Source organism: Lysinibacillus sp. NPDC094177 (assembly GCF_050279145.1).
GTDB lineage: Bacteria > Bacillota > Bacilli > Bacillales_A > Planococcaceae > Lysinibacillus.
Window position 1 is genome coordinate 34549 of record NZ_JBNNTW010000004.1, and the last position, 26356, is coordinate 60904.

Consider the following 26356-nt stretch of genomic DNA (forward strand, 5'->3'; position numbering starts at 1 on the left):
TCTTTCCGTCACTCCCGCGATTCTTTCCGTCGTTCTGGTTTCTATCCGTCACTTTGACTCTTCCTTCCGTCGTTTTTGTCTTTCATTCCGTCGCTTGGACGTCTCTTTCCGTCACTCCCGCGATTCTATCCGTCGTTCTGATTTCTATCCGTCACTTTGACTCTTCCTTCCGTCGTTTTTGTCTTTCATTCCGTCGCTTGGACGTCTCTTTCCGTCACTCCCGCGATTCTTTCCGTCGTTCTGGTTTCTATCCGTCACTTTGACTCTTCCTTCCGTCGTTTTTGTCTTTCATTCCGTCGCTTTGATGTCTCTATCCGTCGCTCAATAAAAAAACTACACTAGATGAAATCTCTAGTGTAGTTTTTCCATTACATATTCTTCAGCGGAATTGATTTTTTGATTTTTTTAAATTGAATAAGCATTGCGATTCGCCAAGGGAGTAACATAGCGAACGCTAAAATCCAAAACATTCCTGCTAATTCACCAACGTCAATGGAGCTACTTAATATCATTTTCGCAATTATACGGAACACTAACAGTCCGATTAGGATAAAAATGAATGCTTTTGAACGTTTTAAATAAATATCTTGACCTTTTACTTCAAATTTAGAAGTGGCAATTAAGATTGTTGAGAACACCACGCCGACTGCTGCTGCTTCAAGAATTTGCATGGGTGGTACTCGAAATTGTTCGAATAAAAACATTACCGCACCTGAAGACATCGCAATAGGTGGAATGATAATTTTCTTCTCATTTGTCGGTTTCTTAGATGCTCGCATACGTAAAACCATGACAAAGGTACCCATAAAAATGGCCATTATGGTCGAACCTATTACATAATATTGAGAAGGGATATTGCTAAACATAAAAAGTCCTCCTCTAACAATTTTGTCCAAGTAATTGATCAACTACTGCTCTTAATCTTTCTGGCTCGAAAGGCTTTGTAATAAAATCCTTCGCACCACTTTCAATTGCTTCCACGATTAACTTCTGTTGTCCTAGAGCTGTAATCATAATTATTTTTGCATCTGGAAATTCAGGGATGATTTCTTTTACGGCTGCGATACCTGTCATAACGGGCATTGTTACATCCATTGTTACAAGATCTGGTTGTAACTCACGATACATCGCTACAGCTTCTTTACCATTTGCTGCCTTGCCGACTACCTCATAACCCCATTCAGTAAACATATTACTTATTGCAACACGCATAAAGAGCGTATCATCCACTACTAAAACTGTAGGCATATGTTCATCTCCCTCCATGTTAAAGTGTGGTATGCCTTTTAGTTTAGCAGATTAGAAGCCCTTAAATCCACCGAAAATAGGCTCTAATAAGCGTGTAATATACGTCATTCCATCAAAGAATAGTAAAATACCTACGGCAATCATTATATAACCGCCGATTTTCACAATTTTTTGGCTATGTGTACGAATCCAAGTCATACGTGCTATAAAGAAAGATAGCATGAAAAACGGAATCGCAAAGCCTAAATAATAAGCTAACATATAGCTAAAGCCTGCGCCTGGATTGGATCCAGCCAACATAATAATTGACATTAAAATTGGGCCTGTACAAGGAGTCCATCCTGCCGCAAAGGCTATTCCGATTAATACTGAACCTAAATAACCAGATGGTCGGTTTTTAAATTGGAATTTTCGATCCTTCATTAAGAAGTCAATTTGTAGTAATCCTACAATCATTAATCCAAATACAACGATTAAGATGGCACCAATCTGACGTAATAATGTTTGATAATTAAGGAAGAACTCTTTCGCAAAAGATGCACCTAGTCCAATCATAATAAAGATAATTGAAAATCCTAGTAAAAAGAAAAGGGTGTGCAAAATAGCTCGCTTTTGCATCATACCTCGTTCCGATTTTAGCTCATCTAATGTCATACCCGTTATGTATGATAAAAATGCTGGATATAGCGGAAGGGTACATGGTGAAATAAAGCTTAAAAACCCTGCGCCCAAAGCTAAAAACACGTTAATATCTGTTTCCATTTTTTCTCACTCTCTCTTTACAGTTGCTGCCTCCATCGTACCAAAATTCACTGTAAATTGCGCCCTTCCAGTTTGTGAACGTTTCATGGCAAAAAGGTGTTGAAAAAGTGAAGTTCCATCATATCATCATACACAATTTAATTTTCAAAACTTATTACATCAACGTGTATTTGTTAATGTACTTTTGCATTATGCGCCCCTCCAGTATTATCTGTCAACAAAATTCATCATTATTCTGCATTTCAAGTTATTTAATTAAAAGCATAACCAAAAGACACTAGAGTTAGAGCTATTACTGACATGTAATACCCTTTTCTATTTACATATAGTATTTACTGTTATATAGTGAGTAAATTACTTTTCTTCATGTATAATAAAAAACAATAGAGCAATTGATAAATGAGGTGTAGCTCCTTGGAATTAAGAAAAATCAAACCAAAAAAAATATATGAGGAAGTATCCGAAATCCTCTATGAAAAAATTAGATCCGGCGAACTGAAGCCCGGTGACCGTCTTGATTCAGTAGAACAACTTGCTGAACAACTACAAGTCAGCAGATCTGCCATCCGAGAAGCTCTCTCTGCTTTAAAAGCAATGGGGCTTATTGAAATCAAACAAGGTTCTGGTACATTTGTTAAAAGTAATCAATCCAATCAGCTCGATTTTCCCTTATCAACTGCCATTTTAACAAATAAGCAAGATATTTCCAATTTGCTAGAAGTACGTAAAATTATTGAAATAGGCGCAGCGGCTAGCGCAGCCAATCATCGAACAGAAGAAGACATACAGTCAATGATGCAAATTTTGGATGAGATGAAACGTGTACAAGGAGATGGAGAGCTAGGAGAAAAAATGGATTTTCAATTTCACGCAGCCATTTCTACAGCATCACAAAACCCCCTACTGGCAACTATATTGGACCAGGTTTCAGGTTTAATGATCGAAACGATGAAAGAAACACGTCGAATTTGGTTGTACTCTAAAAAAACAACAAGCGAAAAGCTTTATGATGAACATATGCAAATTTTCCTCGCGATTAAACAGCAAAATGAAGAACTTGCAAAACATGCTATGGCTTCGCATTTAAGTAATGTAGAAAAAGTCTTAATGCAATATTTTGAAACAACTGAATCTATGAAATAACAATAGCTGCCTAGTTTTAATAATAGGCGGCTTTTAATTTTTTTGAAACAACTGAAAAGATGTAGTATTATATAAACAACCCAAGTCATCAGATGACCTGTTGACTAGTTTTTTTTAAGGTGAGGCATAATAGAACAAAAAGGAGCGATTTTCATGAAAGTAACACTTTTTGCGACTTGTTTAGTTGATATGTTTCAAGGTGATGTAGGAAAAGCTGTTGTTGAAGTTCTTGAAAGGCTTGGCTGCGAATTAGACTTTCCTGAAAATCAAATTTGCTGTGGGCAGCCTGCCTACAATAGTGGCTATGTAAAAGAATCTAAAAATGCTATGAAAAAAATGATCACAGCATTTGAACATGCCGAATACGTCGTCTCCCCTTCTGGTTCCTGCGCTTATATGTTTAAGGAATATCCAGAAGTGTTTAAGGGTGATCCTGTTTGGGAGCCAAAAGCGCATGCATTGGCAGATAAAACATATGAATTTACAGAATTTATTGTAGATGTTTTAAAGGTCGAGGATGTAGGTGCACATTTAGAGGGCAAGGCTACTTATCATACTTCCTGTCATATGACACGTCTACTCGGTGTTACAGATGCACCGTTTAAATTATTAAATCAAGTTAAAGGCTTACAGTATGTAGAACTCCCAGGAAAAGATCGATGCTGTGGATTTGGCGGAACATTTTCAGTAAAAATGGGCAATATTTCAGGAGAAATGGTCAATGAGAAAGTACACAATGTTGAAGAAACTGGGGCAGACATTTTAATCGGTGCCGATGCTGGTTGCTTAATCAATATTGGTGGGCGCATTACTCGACAAGGTAAGCCTATTAGAGTCATGCATATTGCGGAAGTATTAAATTGTCGCTAAAAGGTGGGAAAAGAAATGTCCATGAAAACAAGTGATGATCGCTTTAATCATCGATTATCGGAAGAATTAGAAAATACAATTATGCGCGGGGCTGTATCAAGCGCACAGGATCGCTTTCAAACACGTCGGCTACAACAAGCTGATGAACTCGGACATTGGGAGGAATGGCGCTCTCACGGAGAAGAAATTCGAAAGCATGTGCTTGCGAACTTAGATTATTACTTATATCAGCTAAGTGAAAATGTCTCTAAAAGGGGTGGACATGTTTACTTTGCGCAAACAGCGAAAGAAGCGACAGACTATATTCAAAGTATCGCTAAAAAGAAAAATGCTGCTAAAATTGTGAAATCAAAATCTATGGTGACGGAGGAAATTGATCTAAACGCCGCTTTAGAAAAGCTCGGGTGTGAAGTCATTGAAACAGATCTCGGAGAATACATTTTGCAAGTAGATGATCACGAGCCACCCTCTCATATCGTTGTACCAGCTTTGCATAAAAATAAGGAACAGATTCGTGATATTTTTAAAGATAAACAAGGCTATGAGAAAAGTGAAAAACCTGAGGAACTAGCTCTATATGTACGGCAAAAATTAAGGAATGAATATTTAACAGCAGATATTGGCATTACAGGCTGTAACTTTGCTATTGCAGAGAGCGGCTCCATTACACTCGTTACAAATGAAGGAAACGCAGATTTAGTTACAGCCTTGCCCAAAACTCAAATTACGGTAATGGGTATGGAAAGAATTGTTCCTACATTTGAAGAGATGGAAGTGCTAGTAAGCTTATTAACAAGAAGCGCGGTTGGGCAAAAGCTAACGAGCTATATTACAACATTAACGGGCATCAAAGATGAAGGTGACACAGATGGACCAGAGGAATTCCATTTAGTAATTGTTGATAATGGACGTTCTGAAATTTTAGGCAGTGAATTCCAGCCTATTTTACAATGTATTCGCTGTGCAGCATGTGTAAACGCTTGTCCTGTTTATCGACATGTTGGCGGGCATACTTATGGTTCTATCTATTCTGGTCCAGTAGGTATCGTTCTTTCACCATTATTAGGCGGCTATAAAGATTTTAAAGAGTTACCATATGCCTCCACATTATGTGGCGCCTGTACTGATGCTTGTCCTGTTAAAATACCGTTACATCAGCTTATTCATAGACATCGCCAAGTAATTGTTGAAAACGAAGGTAAAGCGCCTGTTTCTGAAAAGCTATTAATGAAAGCCTTTGGTTTAGGTGCCTCCTCCCCTTCCTTATATAAAATGGCGACAAAAATGGCTTCACCAGCAATGGCCCCATTTACAAAAGATCAGAAAATTTCAAATGGTCCTGGCCCATTAAAAGCATGGACGGAAGCAAGGGATTTTCCAGCCCCAAATAAAGATAATTTCCGCGACTGGTTTAAAAACCGTCAAAGAGGAGGCGATGAATAGTGGTAGGTACTATTGAAAATAGAGATGTATTTTTATCAAAAATTGCGAAACAGCTTGGGCGTACGCCAAAAACAGAAATTGCACGACCTACATGGCAATATCACCCTCAAGACCGCATCCTAAAAGATGCGACAAAAGATGAGTTAGTATCAGTTTTAGCTGAGCAATGTAAAAATATAAATACGGATATTGTCATTACAAATACAGCCAATCTTCCTGCAGATTTACAAAAAGTAGTTGAAAATTTTGGTGGTCAATCTGTTATTACATGGAAAGACGAACGTTTCCAAAACTATGGGCTATCATCATTGATGACTGAGCAATGGCCTCAATCGAATATTAAGCTGTACGAATGGGATTCCGAGCAGCCAGAGGAAAATATCCGACAGGCTGAAAAAGCTAACATCGGCATCACGATTAGTGAAATAACATTAGCAGAATCAGGAACTGCTGTACTTTTTAGTAGTAAAGATCAAGGGAGATCCGTCAGCTTTTTACCCGAGAAATCCATTATTTTAATCCCTAAAAGTACGATCGTTCCACGAATGACACAAGCTGCTCATTGGATTAGCGAAAAAGTTAGAAATGGCGAGCAAATTGCCTCCTGCATCAACTTTATAACAGGACCAAGTAATTCGGCAGATATCGAAATGATCCTTATTGTTGGTGTACATGGGCCAATTAAAGCCACTTATATTGTGATTGAGGATCAGTAAAATAAACCAACCAGGCATACTTCAACATTGAAGAATTGCCTGGTTTTGTATGTTGCTATAAAATCTAGTTGATGGATGGTTAATCGCTGATAAAATTGCTTTTATCGCTGATAAGTTCTCTCTAACCGCTTATAAAACTCCTTTTATCGCTGATAAACCCTCATTAATCGCCAATAAAACTCCTTTTATCGCTGATAAGCCTCATAAATATGGTTTCCACCTTCATCTTCAAAGACGGACATTAATTTGTTACACTCTCAGTTACTATCTTTTGTTCATAAAAGTCTGGATGAGCTTCTTTTAAGATAGATGTCCGTAGCAAGACTAGTGAGAGCGTAATAATAATCGCACTTGTTACCGGCAAAATAACAATCGCTGGTAATGTATCGTATAACATGCCATAAACCATCATACCAATTGGCATCATTGACATAGCCATCGTTTCCATCAGCCCAAAGACACGTCCACGGTATTCTTCTGCTATAACTTTTTGCATATACACCCCGATTGGCATATTAATACCCATTTCAAAAATAGCAAAAATAAAATAAATGATAAGGTAAAAGATAACAATTGCTACATATGAAAAATCCGTTACTAATGGAATCACTGCTAGCCCAACACTACCAGCCAATAGCAGTAAGCTAATTTTTGAAAAACGTAATGGTGCCTTCACCTCTGATCTTGTCGCAAAATAAAGGGAAGCCGCTAGCATGCCCGCTGCACCCGAAGCCTCAATAAAGCCAAAATGAGTGGACTTAACTTTGAGCAATTCAATAATAATATACGTTCCTCCAACAGCGATTGCTGAGAAGAATAAGTTAATCCATAAGGCAACCCACATAATCGTTTTAATGACTTTTTGTTGTTTTATATAATGAAAGCCACCCTTAAGCCCTTCCCACATTTTTTCTTTTTTCACATCTTCTCCTCTTGTACTATAGAGGTTAAAATTCATCGTTGCTTCTAAGCAAAAGGCAATAGCATAAGCCACCATATTGACCATTAAAAATGCGTCCATCTCAAAGAAGCCGTACATCATTCCCCCAATTACTGGTCCCCCGATCATAGCTACAGACATCGACAATTGGTTAAATGACATGGCACGCTGTAAACGCTCTGGATTAACAAGCGTTGCAATCGCAGATGAAAACGTTACCCCAGAAAAAGCAGAGCAAATTGTATTGAACACAGTAGCCGTATAAACCGCATACACCGATAAGCCTACCGTTTCTGTGTAAAGCAATAAGCCCCCTACTGTCAAAATGGTACCAGCTTGTGCAAGTAGAATTGTACGCTTCTTCGAAAAATTATCAGCCACATAACCTGCTAATGGAGCTACAAGTGCACGCGGCAACACGGAACAAATCATATTGGTCGCAAAGCTCATCGCCGAACCTGTCATAGCTAAAATATACAAACTAATTCCAAAAGCCATCACATGAGACCCTAACTGCGAGATCATTTTACTGGCTGTAAATGTCCATAAATGGTACGTCGCCTTTTTATATTTTACCGCTTCATTCATCTAAAATCCCTCCATATTTTCAATTCGCTTAAAAAGTTTAATTAAATTAAACAAAATATAACACACCTTCCACTTTTCACGCAAGAAAAAGTTTAATATAATTAAACAAAGGACATTATAAAAAAAGGAGGCGAGGCAATGAACTCTTTAGGCGCAAGAATTCGCAAAATAAGGAAAGAACAAAAATTAACATTAGAGGCACTTGCCGGTGATCGTCTAACAAAAGGTATGTTAAGTCAAATTGAAAATGATAAGGCCAAGCCTTCGATGGAAAGTCTTGAATATATAGCGGAACGTTTAGGAGTAAAAGCAAGTGAATTACTTGAACAAGTAACACCCTCTTCGCTACGTCAACTTTTAGAGCAGGCAGAAATTTTGTTTACGGAATTAAAACTTGGTGATACAGATAATGCTCAGCAAATCGTCGAGATGATTAAGCCTTATGTAGAAGAGCTTCCGCTTAGTTATGAAGGAGGTCGTTTACTGTATATATACGCTGCAACACAATATTATGCGGGATTAACGACATGGGAGTCACCGCTTCAAGAGTCACGTACTATGTTTAAAGAAATTAATTTACTAAGTCACTGGTTTGAAACTTATATATTACAGTTGGGTATATTATCAGAAAATCGAAAATACAAAATGGCCTATTCCTGTATTTTACAAGCGAAAGAAGAGGTTGAGCAGGAAAATTATCAATTAGATTCGCGAGATGCAGGGAAAATGGCTTATTATATTTGCGTTTTACAGGTAGCAATTGGCGAAATTGAAGCAGGTAAACAGCTCATTAACGAGACCATTACCAATGCACATAAAAATCAATTTTACTTTTATATAGATGATATGTATCGAATTGGGGCGTTTTGTGCCATGATTGACAATGATTTTGAGCAAGTAGAGCATATGCTGAAGAAGCTTGAGCAGTATCGGATTTTTGTCGAACAAGTGAATGTAGATGCTTTTATTTTCGTATTAAGAGCGCATTATTATAACAATTACACGCACGAATATCAGCAGGCACTAGAGGAAATAGAGCGTTTTGGTGCGCTTAAGCATGAAGGCTCGATTATACTCGATAAAAACCTTTACTATGCAGAAAAAGGAAAATCCTTATATTTACTAGGTCAATATGAAGAAGCGAAGGAAACATTTGAACATTTTACAACCGTTCCCTCATTCATCTTACATCCAATTGACATATTAGGCTTAAATGAGTGCTTTTCCTATAAAGCACTTTGCTATGCACATTTCGGTGAGTTAACAACTGCCTACGAAATCGCCAAAATGGCCTATATGGATTCTCAGGATTTAATTGATCTTCCCTATAAACAAAAAATTGAAGAAACTTATTATTCAATTAAAGCACAAATTGATTTGGTTCAATAGATTTTAAAGGGATTGCACAATGATGTACAATCCCTTTTCTTTTAGCTCAATTTATCTTTTCTAATTTCCTTTTGAATCTTGCGAAGAGCTTTTTTCGAACCGCGCTCTATATCATGCTGAAGCTTGCGTTCTTTATAGTCTACAAACAAAGTCTCTAAATCATATCCTTCTGGGTATAATTCTATTGCCGGTAGCTCTAATGACAATCGCTTAACATTTACCTTTTTGAATTCTCCCTCATAGAACACAACAACATTAAAGAAATTATCCATTTCTAGATAAACAATTCCAACGTCATCATAATCTAACAGCTTTACACGATCTCCCTTTTTAAAATCAACCTTTACTTTTGTTCTCTCTTGCTCAAACTTAGGCTTCCTGATTTTACTGTCATGAACTCGTTCTAGATGATAATCCTTATTGTCAATATAGCCCTTCGCTCTTTGTAATACTGTTTCACGTATATTCATTTTCTTAGAAATCCATAGGGCATTACTTTCTCCAGATGTTCCGATAACTAATTTATATAACGGTTCTAATGTTTCACTATTAAAACGCATAGCTGCATTCATAAAATCACTATGCATTTCAGAAAAACTCTTAATTTCTCCATAATGAGTAGTTGCCACTGTCATACAGCCCATATGATAGAACTCCTCTAAAATAGCAATCGCCAGTGCTGCTCCTTCATTTGGTTCCGTACCGCTTCCTATTTCATCAAATAGCAAAAGCGTATTATTATTGGCTGCCCTCATAATATCCGAAAGATTTTTCATATGGGATGAAAACGTACTAAGTGCATTTTCAATACTTTGATTATCACCAATGTCTACAAAAATATGATCAAATACGGCTATTTCAGTACCTTTATCGGCAACAATATGGAAACCTGACATTGTAGCCAATGTTAACAAACCAATAGTTTTTAGGACAACAGTTTTACCACCAGCATTCGGTCCTGTAATGATTAAGTTGCGATAGTCTTTACCAATTTCAAAATGAAGTGGCACCGCCTTACCAGTTAACAGTGGATGCTTACAATTAATGAGGTTTATATAGCCAACATCATTTAAGCTTGGTTCTACGCCTTCAATATGCTTGCTATACTTGGCTTTGGCAAACACCATATCATATTGGCTAATTAACTCCATGTTGATGTTGATTTCACGGATATTTTCCATCAAAAGCCCAGATAATGTCGCCAAAATCTGATATTCCTCCACCGCTTCCTCTGCTTTCAAAGTGGCCAATTCTACATTTAATTTAGCTACCGTACTTGGCTCCATAAAGACCGTTGCACCTTTAGATGAAACCTCTACTATTGTCCCTTGCACATGATTTTTGTAGGTAGCCTTAATGGGAATCGTGTATCGATCATCCTTTTTACTTATAAAAAATTCCTGGATATATGTTTTATTGGCACTATTATTTAAAAATTTAGTTAGGCGGTCTTTAATTTTTTCCTCTGTTGTTTCGATATGATTTCGGATACGCTTTAATTCTCTACTAGCGGCTGAATCAACACGATTGGCTTTAATCGCAAAATTAATCTCCTCTTCCACACTTTTAAATTCAGACATCGAATTAGCATAGGATGCAAGTACTGGCGCAAAAAATTCCTTTTGCAGCATAAACTTTTTAATTTTTCTACAGCCTCGTAAAAAATCTGAAATGCTAACTAATTCACTAGGGTCTAAAATAATCCCCTTTTCAAGTTTTTTAATGGTATTGTCAATGTTCGATACCCCTAAAAACGGGACATGACCTTCTGCATCTAAAATTGCTCGTGCCTCAGTCGTTTCATTCAAACGATTTTTAACAACTGTCAAATTTGGGCTCGGCGTTAATTTATCTAATAATTGTTTACCTAATCCACTGACACAGTATGATTTAACGATATCCTTCAATTCATTGTATTGTAACTTCTCAAAAGTAGTATGGTTCATATTAAATTCTCCTCATTATGATTTTTCCATAATCATTCATGAAGATACCTACTCATTAGATAGCAATGATTTTTTATTGGCTCTACATCAAATGTTGGAGTGATGCACTATGTGAAATCTCACCAAGATTACGGCGATTGTCCTTCCTTTTGTAGGGACACTTCAACAATTAGTATGGAACCTTTATATTCAATTAAAAAAACAAAAAAGCTGTGGGGATCCCACAGCTTTTACATTACAAGGCATGTGTAAAAAGCATCGTGAAAAAGACTTCATCTACATGAAGTTTAGTCAGTGCATTACAAGCTTTATAAAGTATTGTAGGTATCTTCATAGGTATCGAAATAAATCCACGACTAAATAAGGGGTCACTTTATGACTCAAATCCCCCGTCGTCATTAAATTTATTTCATTAAGTTTTTCCTATTTAGAACCTACCGCACTCATCAAAAGCACCTCTCATTAATTTATAGTAATCATCATTGTTATCTAATTGATTGACGTAATATTACTATATGCTGACAAAAAAGTAAAGTTTCTTATTTTTGTCTAACAATAAGACTAGAGATTTTCTCATGTTCGTTTGTTCTTTGGATGCTCGAAAGGTGGAGGGGATTTTATTACAATTCCCCAAAATGTTAATCCATGCAAAAAGGACCTGTAGAAAATATCTACAAGTCCTTTTTTAAGCTGATTTATGATGTGCTCTTCTCACTTCAATGATTTTCGAGCCTGAAAACAGTAGTAAGGCTGCCCAAATAATGCTAAATGCCAAAAGCTCTATTTGACTAAACGGTTCCTTATAAAGTACGATCCCTATAACTAACGTAATCGTTGGCGATACGTATTGAATAAAGCCTAATAAATAGAGTGGAATATTTTGTGCACCTTTCGCAAATAAAATTAACGGTACTGCTGTCACGATACCACTTACAATCATGAGGATGTCTGTTTTCACATCAACATGTAAAAATGAGGCATGATTCGTTGTAAAGAGGTAAACATAATAGCCTAATGCAAACGGTAGAATAAATAACGTTTCTATGGCTAGACCTCTTGTCGCATCAAGCTTAATTTTCTTTTTCAGAACACCATAAATAGCGAAGGATATAGCAATAAGAAGTGCTACCCATGGGATTGATCCATAATTTATCGTTAAAATAATAACAGCAATAAAAGCAATTCCGGTAGCCACCCATTGCGCACGACTAAGTGCTTCTTTAAAGAAAATAACCCCTAAAATAACTGACAGTAAAGGATTAATATAATAGCCTAAGCTCGTTTCAATTAAGTGGTTATGGTTAACTGCCCAAATATATAAATACCAGTTCATCGAAATAACAAATGAAGCTCCAGCAAGCTGCCAAAAATGCTTTTGGTGTGACCACAAATATTTTAAGTCTGCGATAAGATCCTTGCGCATTCCAAATACTATTACTGCTAGTACTGTAAAGACAAAGGACCAAATGACGCGCGATAATAAAATTTCCATACTCGGTACATGTTCAAGTAGTTTCCAATAAAGCGGAAATGCACCCCAAAAAGCATAGGCAAAAAATGCTGCCAAAACCCCTTTTTTCTCATTTGACATTGCCTCTAACTCTCCTACTCCGTAAAAATCTATACGACTCTTTGTAATATTACCATTTAAAGAATAGACTAATTATAGGACTTTGATTGAAAAGTGTAAATGTCAAATTTTAATAATTCGACATGAGTGAGCGTTACTCTATATTTTCAGATTCAAGCTCGGAAATATATTTACGCACCATACTATAGCTGATATCAGGATTAATTTGACGTTTAATGCGTATGTGAATTTCTTTAATACCTACACCTTGCTCTCGCATATCACGAATCATAGATTTTAGCGGAGCTGATAGTGAATCCCTCGACAAAGCAGTATGTTTGCTTAATTCAATTAATAGCTCTGTATTTTGTTGGCGAAGCTCCTTCAGCTCACTTACGACACAATTATATTCCGTTAACTTTTTTTGCAAGACCGCATTTTGTTGCTTCATTTTTTGCATATCTTCCGCAAGCTGTACGTTTTGTTTTTTAAAATTATTTCGCTCCTGCTCCAAAACATGATGCTTTTCATCTAAATCTTTATGCAAAGCATGGTATAGCTCTTCTATATGTGTCAATTTTTGATAACGATTTTGCGATAACACCATAAGTGTTTCTGTCGTATCAATAGCAAGTGTTCCATCTTTTAATTTTTCACACGATAATGCAACTGGATTTATTTTATTCATCGACTTTTCTTCACTCCATTACTATTTAGTTCGTGTAATGGCATAGCTTTGTATATCATTTTTCCGCTTCCTTCACATTGAAAAATAATTTTCACTGGTCTTATTATCATCTTAATTTTTATTTTGTCAATATAAAAAGCTTCTTGCGAAAAGAGATGCAAGAAGCTTTAAGATTACATTTTTTTCAGCTTTTCATATTCAAGTTGTAGACGTTCAATACGTTTACGGCCTTCTTCACGATTTCTAGCCGTTTCTGCTTGAATTTGCTTCGTTTCTTGAATACCAGACATAATTGTTTGCCAAGTCGTTTCAATTGTTTCGATTTTAATGCTTGGGCTACCAGCAGCACGCGCGATATTAACACTATTTTTACTAATATTTTCTGCATTTCGTACAAGCATTTCATTCGTACGACGGTCTAATTCACTCATTGAATCTGAAATAAGCTTTTGGCGTTTTAACGTCACCGCATGAATAAGCCCTTGTTTGAATATAGGAATTGTCGTCACAAACGCAGAGTTAATTTTAGCAATTAGATGGTTATTTCCTTGCTGCATTAAACGAATTTGTGGTGCAGATTGGAATGAAACTTGTTGCGCCATTTCTAAATCATAACGACGTTGTTCTAGTAAATCAACTGCACGTACCATCGTTTCATATTCCATTGCCGCTAATTGATCACCAGTTTGTGCTTTTTGTTCAAGTGCTGGTAATGATGAACGTACTTCATCAGTTTTCACTTCAATTGCTGCTATAAATTTACTTAGAGTTTGGAAATAGTTTAAGTTTTGATCATATAAGTTTTCAAGATCAATGGTATTACGTTTCATTTCACCTTCGTATTTTTGGACCTCACGGAAAATGACATCAACTTCCTTGTTCATGCTGTCATATTTAGATAGAAACTTTTCTAATTGTTCCTTGCCTTTACTGAATAGCTTAGTAAGGAAGCCACCTTTTTTATCCTCCGCGAAATCTTGAGGATCAAATTTATCCATAATTCTATTTAAATTATTTAATAATACACTTGATTCCTCAAGCTTACTTGTTTTCATCGTTGCCAGCATCTTATCAGAAAAAGTAGAAATACCATTCGCTGTTTCTTTTCCCAGCTCTAGCATAGCAATTTGATCTTTGACATCAATTTTTTGTGCTAACGCATGGACCTCAGGATCTTGCTTTAACGCAAGTTGATTTTGAGCAATTTGTGATAACTCTTGCTCAGAAACAAGTACTGGTTTTTGTGTTTGCTCTACCTGTAATAATGGATTAGGCTGTAATAATGGATTTTCCGATGCGAATGGATCCTTAGATTTTAATAGGTCGTTGTCGAATTCAGACATAAAGTTTTACCCCCTGCGTTTTATCTCTTTTATTACATACGATTCCAAGCTGAAAAAGTTTCATTATAGTAAATTATAGCTCGTTTTAATAGAAAATTCGAATGATCTTGTGAAATACTTTACATTACTTTCTAATATTGGCATGCTTAAACTAAGAAAGCAACCAAATTATGTTTATCAAAACATATTACAAAACTCAGTGAATATTTATTCAATAAGTTTTGATGAGCAGGCTTTATTACTATATAACCTCATAAATATGTAGAATTATGATACATACAAATTAGAAATCTTGTTTTGCCCACAACGTTTACTGTTACTCATTTAAGGATATTTAAGAGAAGATATTAAACTATTTTATTGAAATTACCAGAAAGGAAGGTACTGGATGAATATTTGGGCGTGGATTGGGCTTCTAGGAATCTTGATGTTTTCACTCTTGCCTTTACTCAAAAAAGAGAACAGGACAAAGGAGGAAATTAGAAGGACAATCGTAACCGGATTGATGGTACTAGGCATCATCGTTGCTGTGCTCATCTTTAATGTCAATTATTTACTTGCATTGATTGCAGGTTTCATTGCAATGATTGTCTTCGATAAAAAAACATATACGAAGAAACGAATAATAATATATGGATCGTTTATTCTCGTTGTTGGAATTGCGAGCTATTTCTTTTTCCGTGATAATCCCGATTATATTTTGAACCATTTGAAAGCCCACCCACAAACAACTTCTCTTTACGTTGCTGAAAATGGTGAGAAATTGATCACTTATCATTCGGATATAGTCAGACCACTAGCAAGCACAGTAAAGATGCTAATTGCCGTCGAATACGCGATGCAAATTAATGCAGGTAAAATAACTAAAGACAGCCCTGTGTCGTTAGACAATTTAAAGCGTTATTACATTAAAAATACAGACGGTAACGCACATGAAGATTGGCTGAAAACAATGAGCAGTGAAGGTAAAATTAAAAACAATGCAGTAACATTGCATGATGTAGCAAAAGGAATGATTACCTACAGCTCTAATGCCAATACAGATTTTCTCATTGATGTACTAGGCATATCTAACATTAATGAGAGAGCAAAATCTCTAAAACTGACACAGCATGAGGAGGTCTATCCAATTGTTAGTGCACTATTAATCTCTGAAGACATAGAGAACGAAACGAGTGAGAAACAGTTGATCAAAAAGCTTAGAGAGATGCCGATAGCAACATATCGTTCTATTGCGGAAGATTTAAGCGAACAAATGAAGGTTGGAACGATTATAGCTGAGGAAATATCATTTGATATGTCTATGAATCTGCAAAAAGTATGGTCGGATCGTTTAATAGGTGCATCAGCGAATGATTATGGGAAGTTGTTAGCAATCATTTCGAATGACGCACTTCCAGAGGGAGCTGCTGCTACAGTAAGAGATTTACTAGAATGGCCGATGCAATATAACGAGCAGAATCATGAACGTTTTGTCCACCTTGGGGCAAAAGGTGGTTCAACTGCATTTGTGCTTAACGACGCAATATATGCAGAAGATCACAATGGCAATAAAATCGAAATGGTAATTTTAACAGATGATTTGAACCTCTGGCAGGGACTACTAATCAGAAAAAATATGAATTCATTCGAATCCAAATTACTAGGAAGTAAAGACTACCGTCTGCAAGTCCAGAAAAAACTTTCCGAATCCTAATTCATCCACAAACCTTCCTCATTAATCATGATTTCTTACAAATTATGCACTCAATTATATATCAATAAAAAAACCGAATAGGGCACTTTTTTAAGTGCCCACAATTCGGTGTGTAGTTCATTTATATGTTATTTTTTAAAATGGACGTTTATTTTTCTTCGTAGAATGTAGCTACTTTAATCATCATGTTGTCACTTTTAGCACTGTTTTAATTTTCTTGATAACGCCACCTGAACTATAAGTTAGTACACTACGTTTATAGAATGATATGCTGAATAAATAAGCAACAATAATCGTCGCAATTAAAATACCTAACGATATAAGTGGCACCATTACTCCTATATCAGTAGCCCCGATACGCATCGGCATGACCATTCCAGACGTAAAAGGAATATAAGAGAATACCTTAATGAAAATTGTATCTGGATTGCCAATCCCTGAGATCATAACATAGAAACCTATTAATGTAATCATCATGGCTGGCATTAATACTTGACCTGCTTCTTCAACTTTAGACACTAAAGAACCGAATAATGCCCCAACAATTAAATAAAGAATTATTGTTAATAGCAGGAATAGAATCGCATATATCACGTAACTTATCGATAATTCTTTAACAATACTTGCTGCCATATCCCAAATAAAGCCGTTCTTCGCAAATTTTGCATAGATTAGGAAAACAACTGCAATCATACCCATCTGTGTTAATGCGAGTAATAGTACACCAGCAATTTTTGCTTTAAAATGGGTAGCTGGCTTTACACTTACTAGTAGCATTTCCATTGCGCGTGAACCTTTTTCAGATGCAATTTCCGTAGTAATCATAGATAGGAATGTAGAAATAAAGAAATAGATTAATATACCAACTGCATAAGATACCCATAATCCTGATTGTTTTTCTTCTTCGCTTTTACCGTCAGCAGATTTTTCGTTTAAGTTTTTATTCGAGATAACCGTTTTTGCACCAATAATTTGCGATGCTTGGTCTGGTGTTAGCGATAGCTGTTGTACGGTATAATTTTGGCCAGCAAGTTGCAGTATCGAATTTAACGCAGCTTGATCATTTAATTTCAATGGCGTGAAAGTGGCAATTTCAGCATTTAGTTGATCATTTTGATCTGTTATTTTAATGATTGCATCTAGCTTTTCGTCCTTGACCTTTTTCTCTAACGCCGATATATTTGACTCATTTTGTATAAATTTCATATCGCCATTTGAAACAAAGAGACCGCTTAAATCAGCAGTTGTTTCATTGACGATTGCAATTTGTTGTGTATGATCATCACCCGTAAAAAGCTCTTTAATATCCGACCAGAAAACTGCAACAGACATCCCCAATATATAAATGCATGTCATTACAACAAAGGATCTTGATTTTAATTTTGATTTGTAAAGCTGTTTCACTAATAAATTAAACTTCGACAATGTTGCCACCTACCTTATCCTTAAAGATCTCATCTAACGATAAGTAATCTAAACTAAATTTTTCAATATATTTACCATTTGAAAGCTGTTCGAAAATGCCTTGTGCAAAACTCTCATCCTCCAGAATGAGCACTGTTTGCTCTTTCTCTTCTCGAACATCCTTGACACCTTCTAGTGCCAATAATTGAGTTGTCGTCCACTCTGTTCGAACTGCTAATCTTGTTTTTCCATATTGTTTCTTTAAATCTAGTAGACTACCTGAGAATAGAGAGACTCCACGTTTTAATAGACACAGATGATCGCATAGCTCCTCTACATTATCCATTTGGTGACTAGAGAACAAAATCGTCGTGCCCTGTTCTTTTAAAAGTAATATGGCATCCTTTAGTAAATCTTTATTCACGGGATCAAGTCCACTAAATGGTTCGTCTAGAATTAAGAACTGTGGTTTATGAATAAAGCTAGCAATCAATTGTACTTTTTGCTGATTCCCTTTTGACAAAGTTTCAGCCTTATCTTTCCGTCTTTCTTCGAGCTCAAATCGGCTAATCCAAAAGTCAATGTCCTTCTTTAACTCCGACTTTTTCATTCCACGTAACTCGCCAAAGAAGTAAAGTTGATCCTCTACCTTCATCGTCGGAAAAATGCCTCGTTCTTCTGGTAAATAGCCAAGTACATCACGGTTGATGGCATTAACGGGTTTGCCATCCCATGTAATCGTTCCAGCTGTCGTCTCTTGTAAATCTAAAATCATTCGGAAAGTCGTTGTTTTGCCGGCTCCGTTTTGTCCAATCAGCCCAAAAATCTCCCCTTTTTTAATTGTAAAATTAAGATTATCGACCGCTGTGAAATCTTTGTATTTCTTTGTGACACGCTCTAATTGTAATGTCATCTTTTTTCCTCCTTACCCTTCAAATATATGTAATTCTCGTTGCAGTCCCTTTTTCCGTTTTTCAACCTTCAAAATCTGCATACACATAATCATTACGACTACAAAATTAAAGAACGATACTCCCGTGTTTAAGAATCTTTCTGTTGATTCACCAAGTCCAATATAAAGATTGATAAATCCAATGAAAAGATTTAACAATGTTACTAATATAAATAGACGGTTTATTGATCTTAAATACTTTATTTTTGAAGAACTATCTGAAAATAATTCAAATGGCCCTTCTGGTTTCTTTTTTCGGTAATATGCCCAGCATCCAAATTTTGAAACAAACTCAATATTCATTGACTCTAAAAAATCATAATAATCCTGGTTTTTACCAATGACTAGTTCGTTGCGATAACTGTATTGTCCTGGTTCCCCTTTTTCAAAAATAAAGTAGCCCAACATTGTTCGCTTTAGATACCAACCTTGTTCCGCCATAACATTAACCCATGCTTCTTCTTTTTCATAATCGAAAAAAAAACGATACACTCTTTTTTTCATAAAGTCCCACCTCCATTCTAAATCTTATAAAACTGATGCGAACTCATGGTTAAATATGTACCTTGATAGTTGTCATTATAACTTGACATTTCCCTTTTTTATTATCCGATTTTTCTAATTTCCCAGAAAATAATTTCGAAACAAATGTTCATCTCTTACTAATTAAAGTAACAATAGATAATATGCAATTGCCTTGATCGGTAGCCATTTCCTATATTAATCAGTAAACACATCCATTTCCTTCTTCAATTTATGGCGCACACGTACAAGTTTTAATAATGGTAAAGAGAATAACACGGCCACAACAATATTAGCGATATTTAATGTTAATTTAATCCAGTCTTTTGCCTGTTCTGAAAAAATCCCACTCAGACCTATTAAACCTATAACCAAATTAAGTAGGATGAGCGATAGTAGCAATGAAATTTTTTGGGAGAGCTTACTAATTTTATTTTTCTTATCAGAGTAAAGTTCAAAAGGTCCATCACTTGCTGGCTTTCTAAAGAATACGAAATTGCCAGAACGATCCACCTGTTCAATTCCCGAGGAACTAAGAAATTCTAAATATTCGTCTTCATATGAAGCACCAAATCGTTCCAGTTCATCATACCGATAAATATAGCTATTTGGCTCCCCACGTTCGAATGTAAAACGTATCCAAGTGAACTTTTTTAAATGCCATCCTTGGCTTGCCATATCGTTGACCCATTCCTCAATATCATACGGGTTGACAACTATTCTATATTTATCCATTTGTTCCATCCTCCTTTGTTATACGGATGCCATTGTCAAAAAGTTCCCTTAATCTCAAAATTTCGTATTCAACTACTTTTCTTCCACTCTCTGTAATGATGTATTCTTTTTTTCGTCCATCACCATCTAGTGCCTCAATCCATCCCCGCTCGAGTAATGTTTTGATTGCTCCATATATTGTCCCCGCTCCAAGACGAACTCGACCATTGCTCATTTCCTCTACCAATTGCATAATGCCATAACCATGTCTTGCATCAAATAAAGCTAATAAAATATAATAAACGCCTTCTGTTAATGGCGGATGCTCTTGAGTCATACAATCCCCCCTACTTATATCGCCTAACAATATATCGTCATACGATATACTTAAAATATATCAGCAGACGATATAGTTGTCAAACGCTTTTTCTTCCATAAAAAGTTAAAATCATTAATACTTTTCATACTTGAAGTGTAGCACTATGTTGTTGTTTTGATTCACTTGAGTGATTTTTCTGGCTACCGAGCTCTTCTTCTTGCCTTCCAAATATTATTTAATTTCCACAGTTTGTTAATATTTTTTATTGCAAAATGAAATTGCTCTATGTTAGCATGTAAGTAATTACTTGCATGGAAGGAAGAATTCTATTGTCAACAAAAAGCACCGCAGAGCGAATCATAGAAGCAGCTTTACAACTCGTTAGTGAGAAGGGCTATACTGCGGCAACAACTAAAGCAATTGCTGAATTAGCTGGGGTTAATGAAGTAACAATTTTTCGCCATTTCGGAAACAAGCGTGGAATTTTGAAGGCCATTATTGAGCAATTTTCCTATTTTCCTCTTTTACAGCAAGAGATCAATAAAAATGTTACATGGGATTTGGAAACGGATTTACTAAATTTCTCTATAAAGCATTTTAACTTTTTAATGTCTATTAAAGACTTTGTAATGATTGGCTTTAGGGAAGCTATGCAATTCCCTGAAATTAATGAAGAGATTGCTAATATCCCACTTCATATTAAACATGAGCTAATTCATTATTTTCAAGAAATGCATGAAAGAGGAAAAGTCAGAGAGATTGATTTTGAAGCAGTAGCATTATCCCTTATCGCTGTTAATTTTGGTCATTTTATTTCACGTGCACGTTTAGAAACAATTGTTTCTGATATGCCAACTGAAGAGTTGTTAAAAACGAGCATTTCAATTTTTTCTAGGGGATTGGCTCCCTAGAAAAAATTTTTCTATTCAATGCAAGTAAGTACTTACTTATATTTATGGGGGGGCAATTATGAAAGGTTTACAAGCTTTATTTAAAATTCGAGAAACATATATTGGCATTGTCGTTACAATTGCATTTCAGGTCATCTTCTTTTCCGTATGGATGACTGCCTATGATGGTGTAAATGACAGAACAGAAAATTTAAAGATAGGACTCATTAGCGAAGATACTGAGATGGGGCAACAAGTAGTAAATGAAATAAAAGAAAAACTACCTTTTACAATAGAAAATTACACCTCTCAAGACAAAGCTGAACAAGAATTAAATACTCGTGATATTCATATGATGATTCATATTCCAAACAACTTTACGAGTCAATTACAAGCAGGTAAAGAGGCTGAAATTATTTACTCTATTAATCAAGCAAATGCAAGTATCGCAAAAAACATGATGGACGGAGTAGCTAAACAAGTAACGGAGGAAATTAACCACAATATTTATAGTTTACAGCAGGGGAAAACCATCGAAGCATTTTCTCAAAAGTTCTCACAACTTCCAATGGAAAAAAATACAGCACAACAAATTAACGAAGCCGTTGCTACAACAATTATGAATGTAAAAGATCGTGCAATAGATTCTACTATTATTAAAACGAATAATGTTAAAGAATTTGCTGCGAATTTTGTGCCATTGATGCTTATTATTTCGTCGTTTGTTGGTGCAATGGTAATGATTATGCAGCACCAGCAGGCCGCACAAATTGTGCAAGATACAATTTCCAAATGGCAATTGTTCCTAGCAAGACAGCTTATTAATATTGGTGTAGCCTTTGCTCTTCCGCTATTAACAATTGGCTTAATGCATCTATTTAATATTTCAAGCACAGCAAACTTTTTAACAGTATATCTTTTTCAAGCATTAATGTTCTGGGCCTTCCTCTGCTTGGCACAAGCCTTTATCATAATTTTTGGTAACTTGGGCATGATTTTTAACATTTGTGCTCTTTCTATACAGCTTGTTACTTCAGGTGCTCTCGTTCCACAAGCAATGCTATCAGAATTTTACAATAAACTAGCTGCACTTCTTCCAGCTACTTACGGAGCAGACGGGTATTACACTATTATTTTTGGCGGAAGCACTGATAATTTAATGAGTAATTGTAGCTCGTTAGGAATTATCATCGCTGTGACACTGGGCATTTCTGCTGCGGTCATTGCTTTAAGTAGATCAAAAGTAAAAAGCGAAAGTGAGCACATTTCCCCAGCTACTGTTCAATAATATTGTTAAAAAAGCGATGTTCTAATGACGAGTTAGTACATCGCTTTTATAGTAAAACCATAAAACGGTGAAGATACCTTTGCTTAGATGCGGTACTTTAAATAAAGGTGATTTCCGTTCTAGGCTATCGCTTTTCTGCGGGTGAGAGTCGAGCCACCACCTCCTCTTATATTTTTACTGTCGCTTCGCTTTCGCACAGTAAACATTTGTACTGACGCTATTGCTAACTTTGGGTTATATCCTTGGAAGCGACATGCTAGAAGATCCATATTTTGAAAATGGTTGATTGGAGTGGAGACTGGACGACTCCTTGGGGATTAGCGTCACAGATGAGACCCTGCAGCGAAGCGAAGCGGCTCATCGGACGCCCCCAGGAAAGCGTCCAGTCGGAACGGAAATCAACCCCTCGCTTTGCCGATTAGTCCTTTAAAACTAATCACCAATTCGCAAAATAGCCGCAAGCTGTTTATTCAAGGTCCTTACGCTGTCCTCAAAATCTTGGCGATACCATTGAATGATTAGGCCTATGATTGCATTTGCTTGATACGCACTATAATACTCAATGGATATCTCATCATGTACTTTATTATGGGTTGTGATATCCCTTTTCAGCAGAGAGAAAATTCCATCAAATAACATGTAATAGTAGGTCAAAGGCACATTTTTGGAAAAAACAATACGATAGAACATTTTAAAGCGCTCAATATGATGAAAAATACGAATAGTATTTGGATCTATTTGATTTTTATCCAATGTTGTTACTGCACGGTACGGTTCCTCGTAGGAATTATACAAATCCTCCATAATTTCCTGAAAGTATTCCTCAAATAGTCCTTCCTTTTGCTCATAGTGCAAGTAGAAGGTACCTCTGTTCACCTTAGCCACCCGACAAATTTCTGCGATTGTAATACTTTCTAAAGGCTTTGCACTTAATAAAGTTAATAAGGCATTATGTAATGCTTGCTTCGTTTTGACAACTCTTAAATCGTTAGCGCTCATATTTTTTTCCCCTTACTAAACAGATTTTTTATATGTGTTGATTACTGAACAGTTCTGAGTTTTTTGTGTATTGAAATCGCTTACAAAACTATTATATTATTTTAATGAACACATGTTCAATATCTATCATTATATATCCAAGAAATCGCTAGGACAAACTCTTGTGAAACAACATAAATAATAGGAGGTTTTTGTGATGAGATTAGAAGGTAAAGTAGCAATCGTTACAGGTGCAGCGTCAGGTATGGGTAAAGCAATTGCAGAAGGTTATGCCAAAGAAGGAGCAAAAGTCGTAGTTTCTGACTTAAATTTAGAAGGTGCACAGGCTGTTGTTGAAGGTATCGAAGCAACTGGTGGCTCAGCGATCGCCGTTCAAACAAATGTCGCTTCAACTGAAGATTTACAACGCTTGTTTGATGAAACAAAAAATGCATATGGCAAATTAGATATTTTAGTAAATAATGCTGGTATCATGGATGGCATGGAACCAGTTGGGGAAGTTTCTGATGAACGATGGGACAAAGTATTCGCGGTAAATACAACTGCTGTAATGCGTTCAATGCGTATGGCAACAGAGATTTTCCTTGCTCAAGGACACGGTGTCTTTGTTAACAATATTTCTGCTGGTGGTCTTTATGGCGCTCGTGCCGGGGCTGCCTACACTGCTTCTAAGCATGCTGTTGTTGGTCTAACAAAAAACACAGCATTTATGTATGCAGATAAAAATATTCGTTGCAATGGTATCGCTCCAGGTGCAGTTATCACAAACATTGCTTCTACTATGACAAATGTGAGCCAAACAGGTGCAGCTCGCCAAGCACTAGGTATGTCCATTAACCCACGTGCTGGACAACCTGAGGAAATCGCTCAGCTTGCTATTTTCCTTGGCTCAGATGAAGCAAGCTTTGTCAACGGACAAGTAATTGCTGTTGATGGTGGTTGGACAGCTTACTAATTTTTTATAGCATATATGAAATAATTATGGTTATTTCATGAAGTAGCATGTTTAAAATGAGTTCGGTATTGTATGTATTGTATCGAACTCATTTTGTATTTGGCCTTTATCCATTGAAGTAATTGCATATTAATGCATTCCTGTCCCCTTTTTATATTCGGAAAATGATAAAAAATCAAAAATGACCTCTTAGAGACACGTTATTCCAAGAGATCATTCTTTTCAAATTGCTAATTGGCTTTAGCTTAAAATATGGCTAACGAAAATATTTACTGAGCTTTCTTAAAAGTGAGTGATTTTCCTTTAGTTTCTTTTACTAGCAACATACATGAAATAGAAATGATACTTGCTATGACCAAATAAATTGAAATTGGGATGGAGCTTACGGTGAATACGTCATCAATTGTATGAATAAACCAATAATAATGGCTGCCATAATAATCCAATCATTCCCTGTATCTATCATTGGGAACCCAATAAATCCTCAAAATGCAGTTAAAACGGCTCCTGTAAGATAGCTTGACTTCCGACCCCAAACATAACTTAAGTGTCCCATTAATGGTATGAAGAAAAAGTGAATAGCATGGTTTTTTCAGAATCCGATGATCAGACAGCACCAACTGTTATGAGAAATATTGTTAATAAAACAAACACCATGCATAATAACGGGTTCTGTTTTCGAGTACAAAACTTAAAAAAAAACTATAAAAGGGATATCAAATCAAAATGATTTGGATGTCCCTTTTTTATTGATATAAAGCGGTTTTTTAACAATTTTCTTACGAATTGGTATATCAAATCGCATTAATAAAGCTACATTATAGAAAGTCCTATAACGATGCGAATACATAATCTTTTTTTCGCTCGAATTAGTTAACGTGATAATTTAAATGGCAAGGAACTATATTCAACTAATACGAACGGAGCAGTTTAGTGGAAGAAGGATTTTTTAAATACATTAGCGAATAACAAGTTAAAAAGGAAATATGGATATAAGGAAGGACTATATGAGTATATACAAAACACAATCCGGAAGAGAAATGTCTCTAAAGCTTTATGATGCTCAATTGAAGAAATTGGATTATTCATGTAAGGATGTTTACGTTCATACTCGTTTTGGAAGAACACATATCATTGAAACTGGCAATTTATCAGGTGAACCATTGTTAGTATTTCATGGTGGTAATAGTACGACTGCCTATAATTTACTAACGTACAAATTCCTGCTTATGGATTTTCATATTTATGCGGTTGATATTATTGGCCACCCTGGAAAAAGTGATGAAGTTAATCTCTCTCCTAGCAATTATGATTATGGAAAGTGGGCAAGTGACGTTATTTCAGGGCTTGGATTTGATAAAATAGCTTGTTTTGGGGTTTCGTTTGGAGGCGGAGTTTTGGCAAAACTGATGTGTATTGCACCGGAAAAAGTAGAAAAATCCGTATTAATTGTGCCATCAGGTATTAATAATGCCTTTCCTATCAGTACTGTGAAAATGATGATTCCACTACTCAAATATAAACTAACAAAGATAGAAAAATATATAAAAGAAACGGCTTTATTTATGGCCATTAACGAAGAAACTCTTGATAAAGATACTTTGGATATGGTGAAAGATAGTTTTGATCATGTAAAAACAAAAGTAGGGATGCCGTCAAATGTGAGTGAAAAATTAATGCAACAGTGTAAAGCACCCACACTTATTATGGCAGCAGAAAAAGATTGTTTATTTCCAGCGAAAAAAGTATTACCAAGAGCAAATAGAATCATACCAAACAACACGACTCATATGCTAAAAGAATGCGGACACATACATATGTTGCCAGAGCATGAAAAGAAAATGATAGTTGATTTCTTAAGTGTTTAGTAACTTTAAAGTCCTATAAAAAATAATAAAGTTGTTTAATTCTTATTCCACTCCCATGAAAGAACTTAATCATCTTTCATTTTCTGTGGTGTAGCGCTGGTTT

25 protein-coding genes are annotated in these 26356 nt (G+C 35.9%); 11 read left to right on the forward strand and 14 right to left on the reverse strand.

What is annotated here, in order from left to right; genetic code table 11:
* Positions 1-263, forward strand: a 263-nt coding sequence (locus tag ACQKNC_RS08240) for a hypothetical protein (RefSeq protein ID WP_427424376.1), incomplete at its 5' end; no start/stop codon positions are given.
* Between the two features lie 105 nt (positions 264-368).
* Here ACQKNC_RS08240 and ACQKNC_RS08245 read toward each other — a convergent pair.
* The 3 genes from ACQKNC_RS08245 to ACQKNC_RS08255 are packed head-to-tail and all read right to left on the reverse strand — an operon-like array spanning position 369 to position 2010.
* Entirely contained in the window at positions 369-866 is a 498-nt protein-coding gene (locus tag ACQKNC_RS08245) for a CcdC family protein (RefSeq protein WP_427424377.1), read from the reverse strand.
* Positions 867-879: 13 nt separating this feature from the next.
* The gene (locus tag ACQKNC_RS08250) at positions 880-1266 is read right to left on the reverse strand and encodes a response regulator (protein ID WP_427424378.1); all 387 of its coding nucleotides are present in this window, start codon (positions 1264-1266) and stop codon (positions 880-882) included.
* Positions 1267-1299: 33 nt separating this feature from the next.
* The gene (locus tag ACQKNC_RS08255) at positions 1300-2010 is read right to left on the reverse strand and encodes a cytochrome c biogenesis CcdA family protein (protein ID WP_427424379.1); all 711 of its coding nucleotides are present in this window, start codon (positions 2008-2010) and stop codon (positions 1300-1302) included.
* 414 nt (positions 2011-2424) lie between these two features.
* Between ACQKNC_RS08255 and ACQKNC_RS08260 the strand changes: the two genes are divergently transcribed.
* The 4 genes from ACQKNC_RS08260 to ACQKNC_RS08275 all read left to right on the forward strand — a co-directional run bounded on the left by ACQKNC_RS08260 (position 2425) and on the right by ACQKNC_RS08275 (position 6182).
* Positions 2425-3153, forward strand: a complete 729-nt coding sequence (locus ACQKNC_RS08260; RefSeq protein ID WP_427424380.1) for a FadR/GntR family transcriptional regulator — start codon at positions 2425-2427, stop codon at positions 3151-3153.
* A 153-nt stretch (positions 3154-3306) separates the two neighbouring features.
* A complete protein-coding gene (locus ACQKNC_RS08265) occupies positions 3307-4023 on the forward strand; it encodes a (Fe-S)-binding protein (RefSeq protein WP_427424381.1) in 717 nt (238 codons plus the stop codon).
* Between the two features lie 15 nt (positions 4024-4038).
* A complete protein-coding gene (locus ACQKNC_RS08270) occupies positions 4039-5466 on the forward strand; it encodes a LutB/LldF family L-lactate oxidation iron-sulfur protein (RefSeq protein WP_427424382.1) in 1428 nt (475 codons plus the stop codon).
* Entirely contained in the window at positions 5466-6182 is a 717-nt protein-coding gene (locus ACQKNC_RS08275; RefSeq protein WP_427424383.1) for a LutC/YkgG family protein, read from the forward strand. Before ACQKNC_RS08270 ends, ACQKNC_RS08275 begins: the two co-directional genes overlap by 1 nt.
* Before the next feature lie 241 nt (positions 6183-6423).
* Here ACQKNC_RS08275 and ACQKNC_RS08280 read toward each other — a convergent pair whose 3' ends face one another.
* On the reverse strand, positions 6424-7710 hold the full coding sequence (locus ACQKNC_RS08280; RefSeq protein ID WP_427424384.1) for an MFS transporter: 1287 nt from the start codon (positions 7708-7710) through the stop codon (positions 6424-6426).
* 138 nt (positions 7711-7848) lie between these two features.
* On the opposite strand from ACQKNC_RS08280, the gene ACQKNC_RS08285 reads away from it, so the two are divergent.
* Complete coding sequence (locus ACQKNC_RS08285) at positions 7849-9099, forward strand: helix-turn-helix domain-containing protein (protein WP_427424385.1); 1251 nt, start codon at positions 7849-7851, stop codon at positions 9097-9099.
* A gap of 41 nt (positions 9100-9140) precedes the next feature.
* On the opposite strand, the gene ACQKNC_RS08290 is transcribed toward ACQKNC_RS08285, so the two are convergent.
* The 4 genes from ACQKNC_RS08290 to ACQKNC_RS08305 form a co-directional block, all read right to left on the reverse strand.
* Entirely contained in the window at positions 9141-11045 is a 1905-nt protein-coding gene (locus ACQKNC_RS08290) for an endonuclease MutS2 (RefSeq protein WP_427424386.1), read from the reverse strand.
* 685 nt (positions 11046-11730) lie between these two features.
* Positions 11731-12636: an EamA family transporter RarD gene (rarD, locus tag ACQKNC_RS08295; RefSeq protein WP_427424387.1), complete on the reverse strand. Its 906-nt coding sequence runs from the start codon at positions 12634-12636 to the stop codon at positions 11731-11733.
* 133 nt (positions 12637-12769) lie between these two features.
* A complete protein-coding gene (locus ACQKNC_RS08300; RefSeq protein WP_427424388.1) occupies positions 12770-13303 on the reverse strand; it encodes a hypothetical protein in 534 nt (177 codons plus the stop codon).
* 173 nt (positions 13304-13476) lie between these two features.
* Positions 13477-14646: a toxic anion resistance protein gene (locus ACQKNC_RS08305; protein ID WP_427424389.1), complete on the reverse strand. Its 1170-nt coding sequence runs from the start codon at positions 14644-14646 to the stop codon at positions 13477-13479.
* 388 nt (positions 14647-15034) lie between these two features.
* On the opposite strand from ACQKNC_RS08305, the gene ACQKNC_RS08310 reads away from it, so the two are divergent.
* Complete coding sequence (locus ACQKNC_RS08310; protein ID WP_427424390.1) at positions 15035-16342, forward strand: serine hydrolase; 1308 nt, start codon at positions 15035-15037, stop codon at positions 16340-16342.
* 183 nt (positions 16343-16525) lie between these two features.
* Here the strand turns inward: ACQKNC_RS08310 and ACQKNC_RS08315 are convergent, their stop codons facing one another.
* The 5 genes from ACQKNC_RS08315 to ACQKNC_RS08335 all read right to left on the reverse strand — a co-directional run bounded on the left by ACQKNC_RS08315 (position 16526) and on the right by ACQKNC_RS08335 (position 20271).
* Complete coding sequence (locus tag ACQKNC_RS08315) at positions 16526-17767, reverse strand: ABC transporter permease (RefSeq protein ID WP_427424391.1); 1242 nt, start codon at positions 17765-17767, stop codon at positions 16526-16528.
* Positions 17754-18659, reverse strand: coding sequence for an ABC transporter ATP-binding protein (locus tag ACQKNC_RS08320; RefSeq protein WP_427424392.1), 906 nt, complete (start codon positions 18657-18659; stop codon positions 17754-17756). Before ACQKNC_RS08320 ends, ACQKNC_RS08315 begins: the two co-directional genes overlap by 14 nt.
* Positions 18660-18671: 12 nt before the next feature.
* A complete protein-coding gene (locus tag ACQKNC_RS08325) occupies positions 18672-19202 on the reverse strand; it encodes a DUF2812 domain-containing protein (RefSeq protein ID WP_427424393.1) in 531 nt (176 codons plus the stop codon).
* Positions 19203-19418: 216 nt separating this feature from the next.
* On the reverse strand, positions 19419-19955 hold the full coding sequence (locus ACQKNC_RS08330) for a DUF2812 domain-containing protein (RefSeq protein WP_427424394.1): 537 nt from the start codon (positions 19953-19955) through the stop codon (positions 19419-19421).
* Entirely contained in the window at positions 19948-20271 is a 324-nt protein-coding gene (locus tag ACQKNC_RS08335; protein ID WP_427424395.1) for a PadR family transcriptional regulator, read from the reverse strand. The genes ACQKNC_RS08330 and ACQKNC_RS08335 overlap by 8 nt, the downstream gene beginning before the upstream one ends.
* A 311-nt stretch (positions 20272-20582) precedes the next feature.
* Between ACQKNC_RS08335 and ACQKNC_RS08340 the strand changes: the two genes are divergently transcribed.
* Positions 20583-21164 (forward strand): TetR/AcrR family transcriptional regulator, encoded by a 582-nt coding sequence (locus ACQKNC_RS08340; RefSeq protein WP_427424396.1) that lies wholly within the window; start codon positions 20583-20585, stop codon positions 21162-21164.
* 58 nt (positions 21165-21222) lie between these two features.
* Complete coding sequence (locus tag ACQKNC_RS08345; RefSeq protein WP_427424397.1) at positions 21223-22431, forward strand: YhgE/Pip domain-containing protein; 1209 nt, start codon at positions 21223-21225, stop codon at positions 22429-22431.
* 432 nt (positions 22432-22863) lie between these two features.
* Here the strand turns inward: ACQKNC_RS08345 and ACQKNC_RS08350 are convergent, their stop codons facing one another.
* Entirely contained in the window at positions 22864-23430 is a 567-nt protein-coding gene (locus ACQKNC_RS08350) for a TetR/AcrR family transcriptional regulator (RefSeq protein WP_427424398.1), read from the reverse strand.
* Between the two features lie 196 nt (positions 23431-23626).
* Here ACQKNC_RS08350 and ACQKNC_RS08355 point away from each other — a divergent pair, with 196 nt between their 5' ends.
* Positions 23627-24385 carry an SDR family oxidoreductase gene (locus ACQKNC_RS08355; RefSeq protein ID WP_427424399.1) on the forward strand — a complete coding sequence of 253 codons (759 nt, stop codon included), beginning with the start codon at positions 23627-23629 and terminating at the stop codon, positions 24383-24385.
* 1007 nt (positions 24386-25392) lie between these two features.
* Complete coding sequence (locus ACQKNC_RS08360) at positions 25393-26253, forward strand: alpha/beta fold hydrolase (RefSeq protein ID WP_427424400.1); 861 nt, start codon at positions 25393-25395, stop codon at positions 26251-26253.
* Positions 26254-26356: the final 103 nt, after the last annotated feature.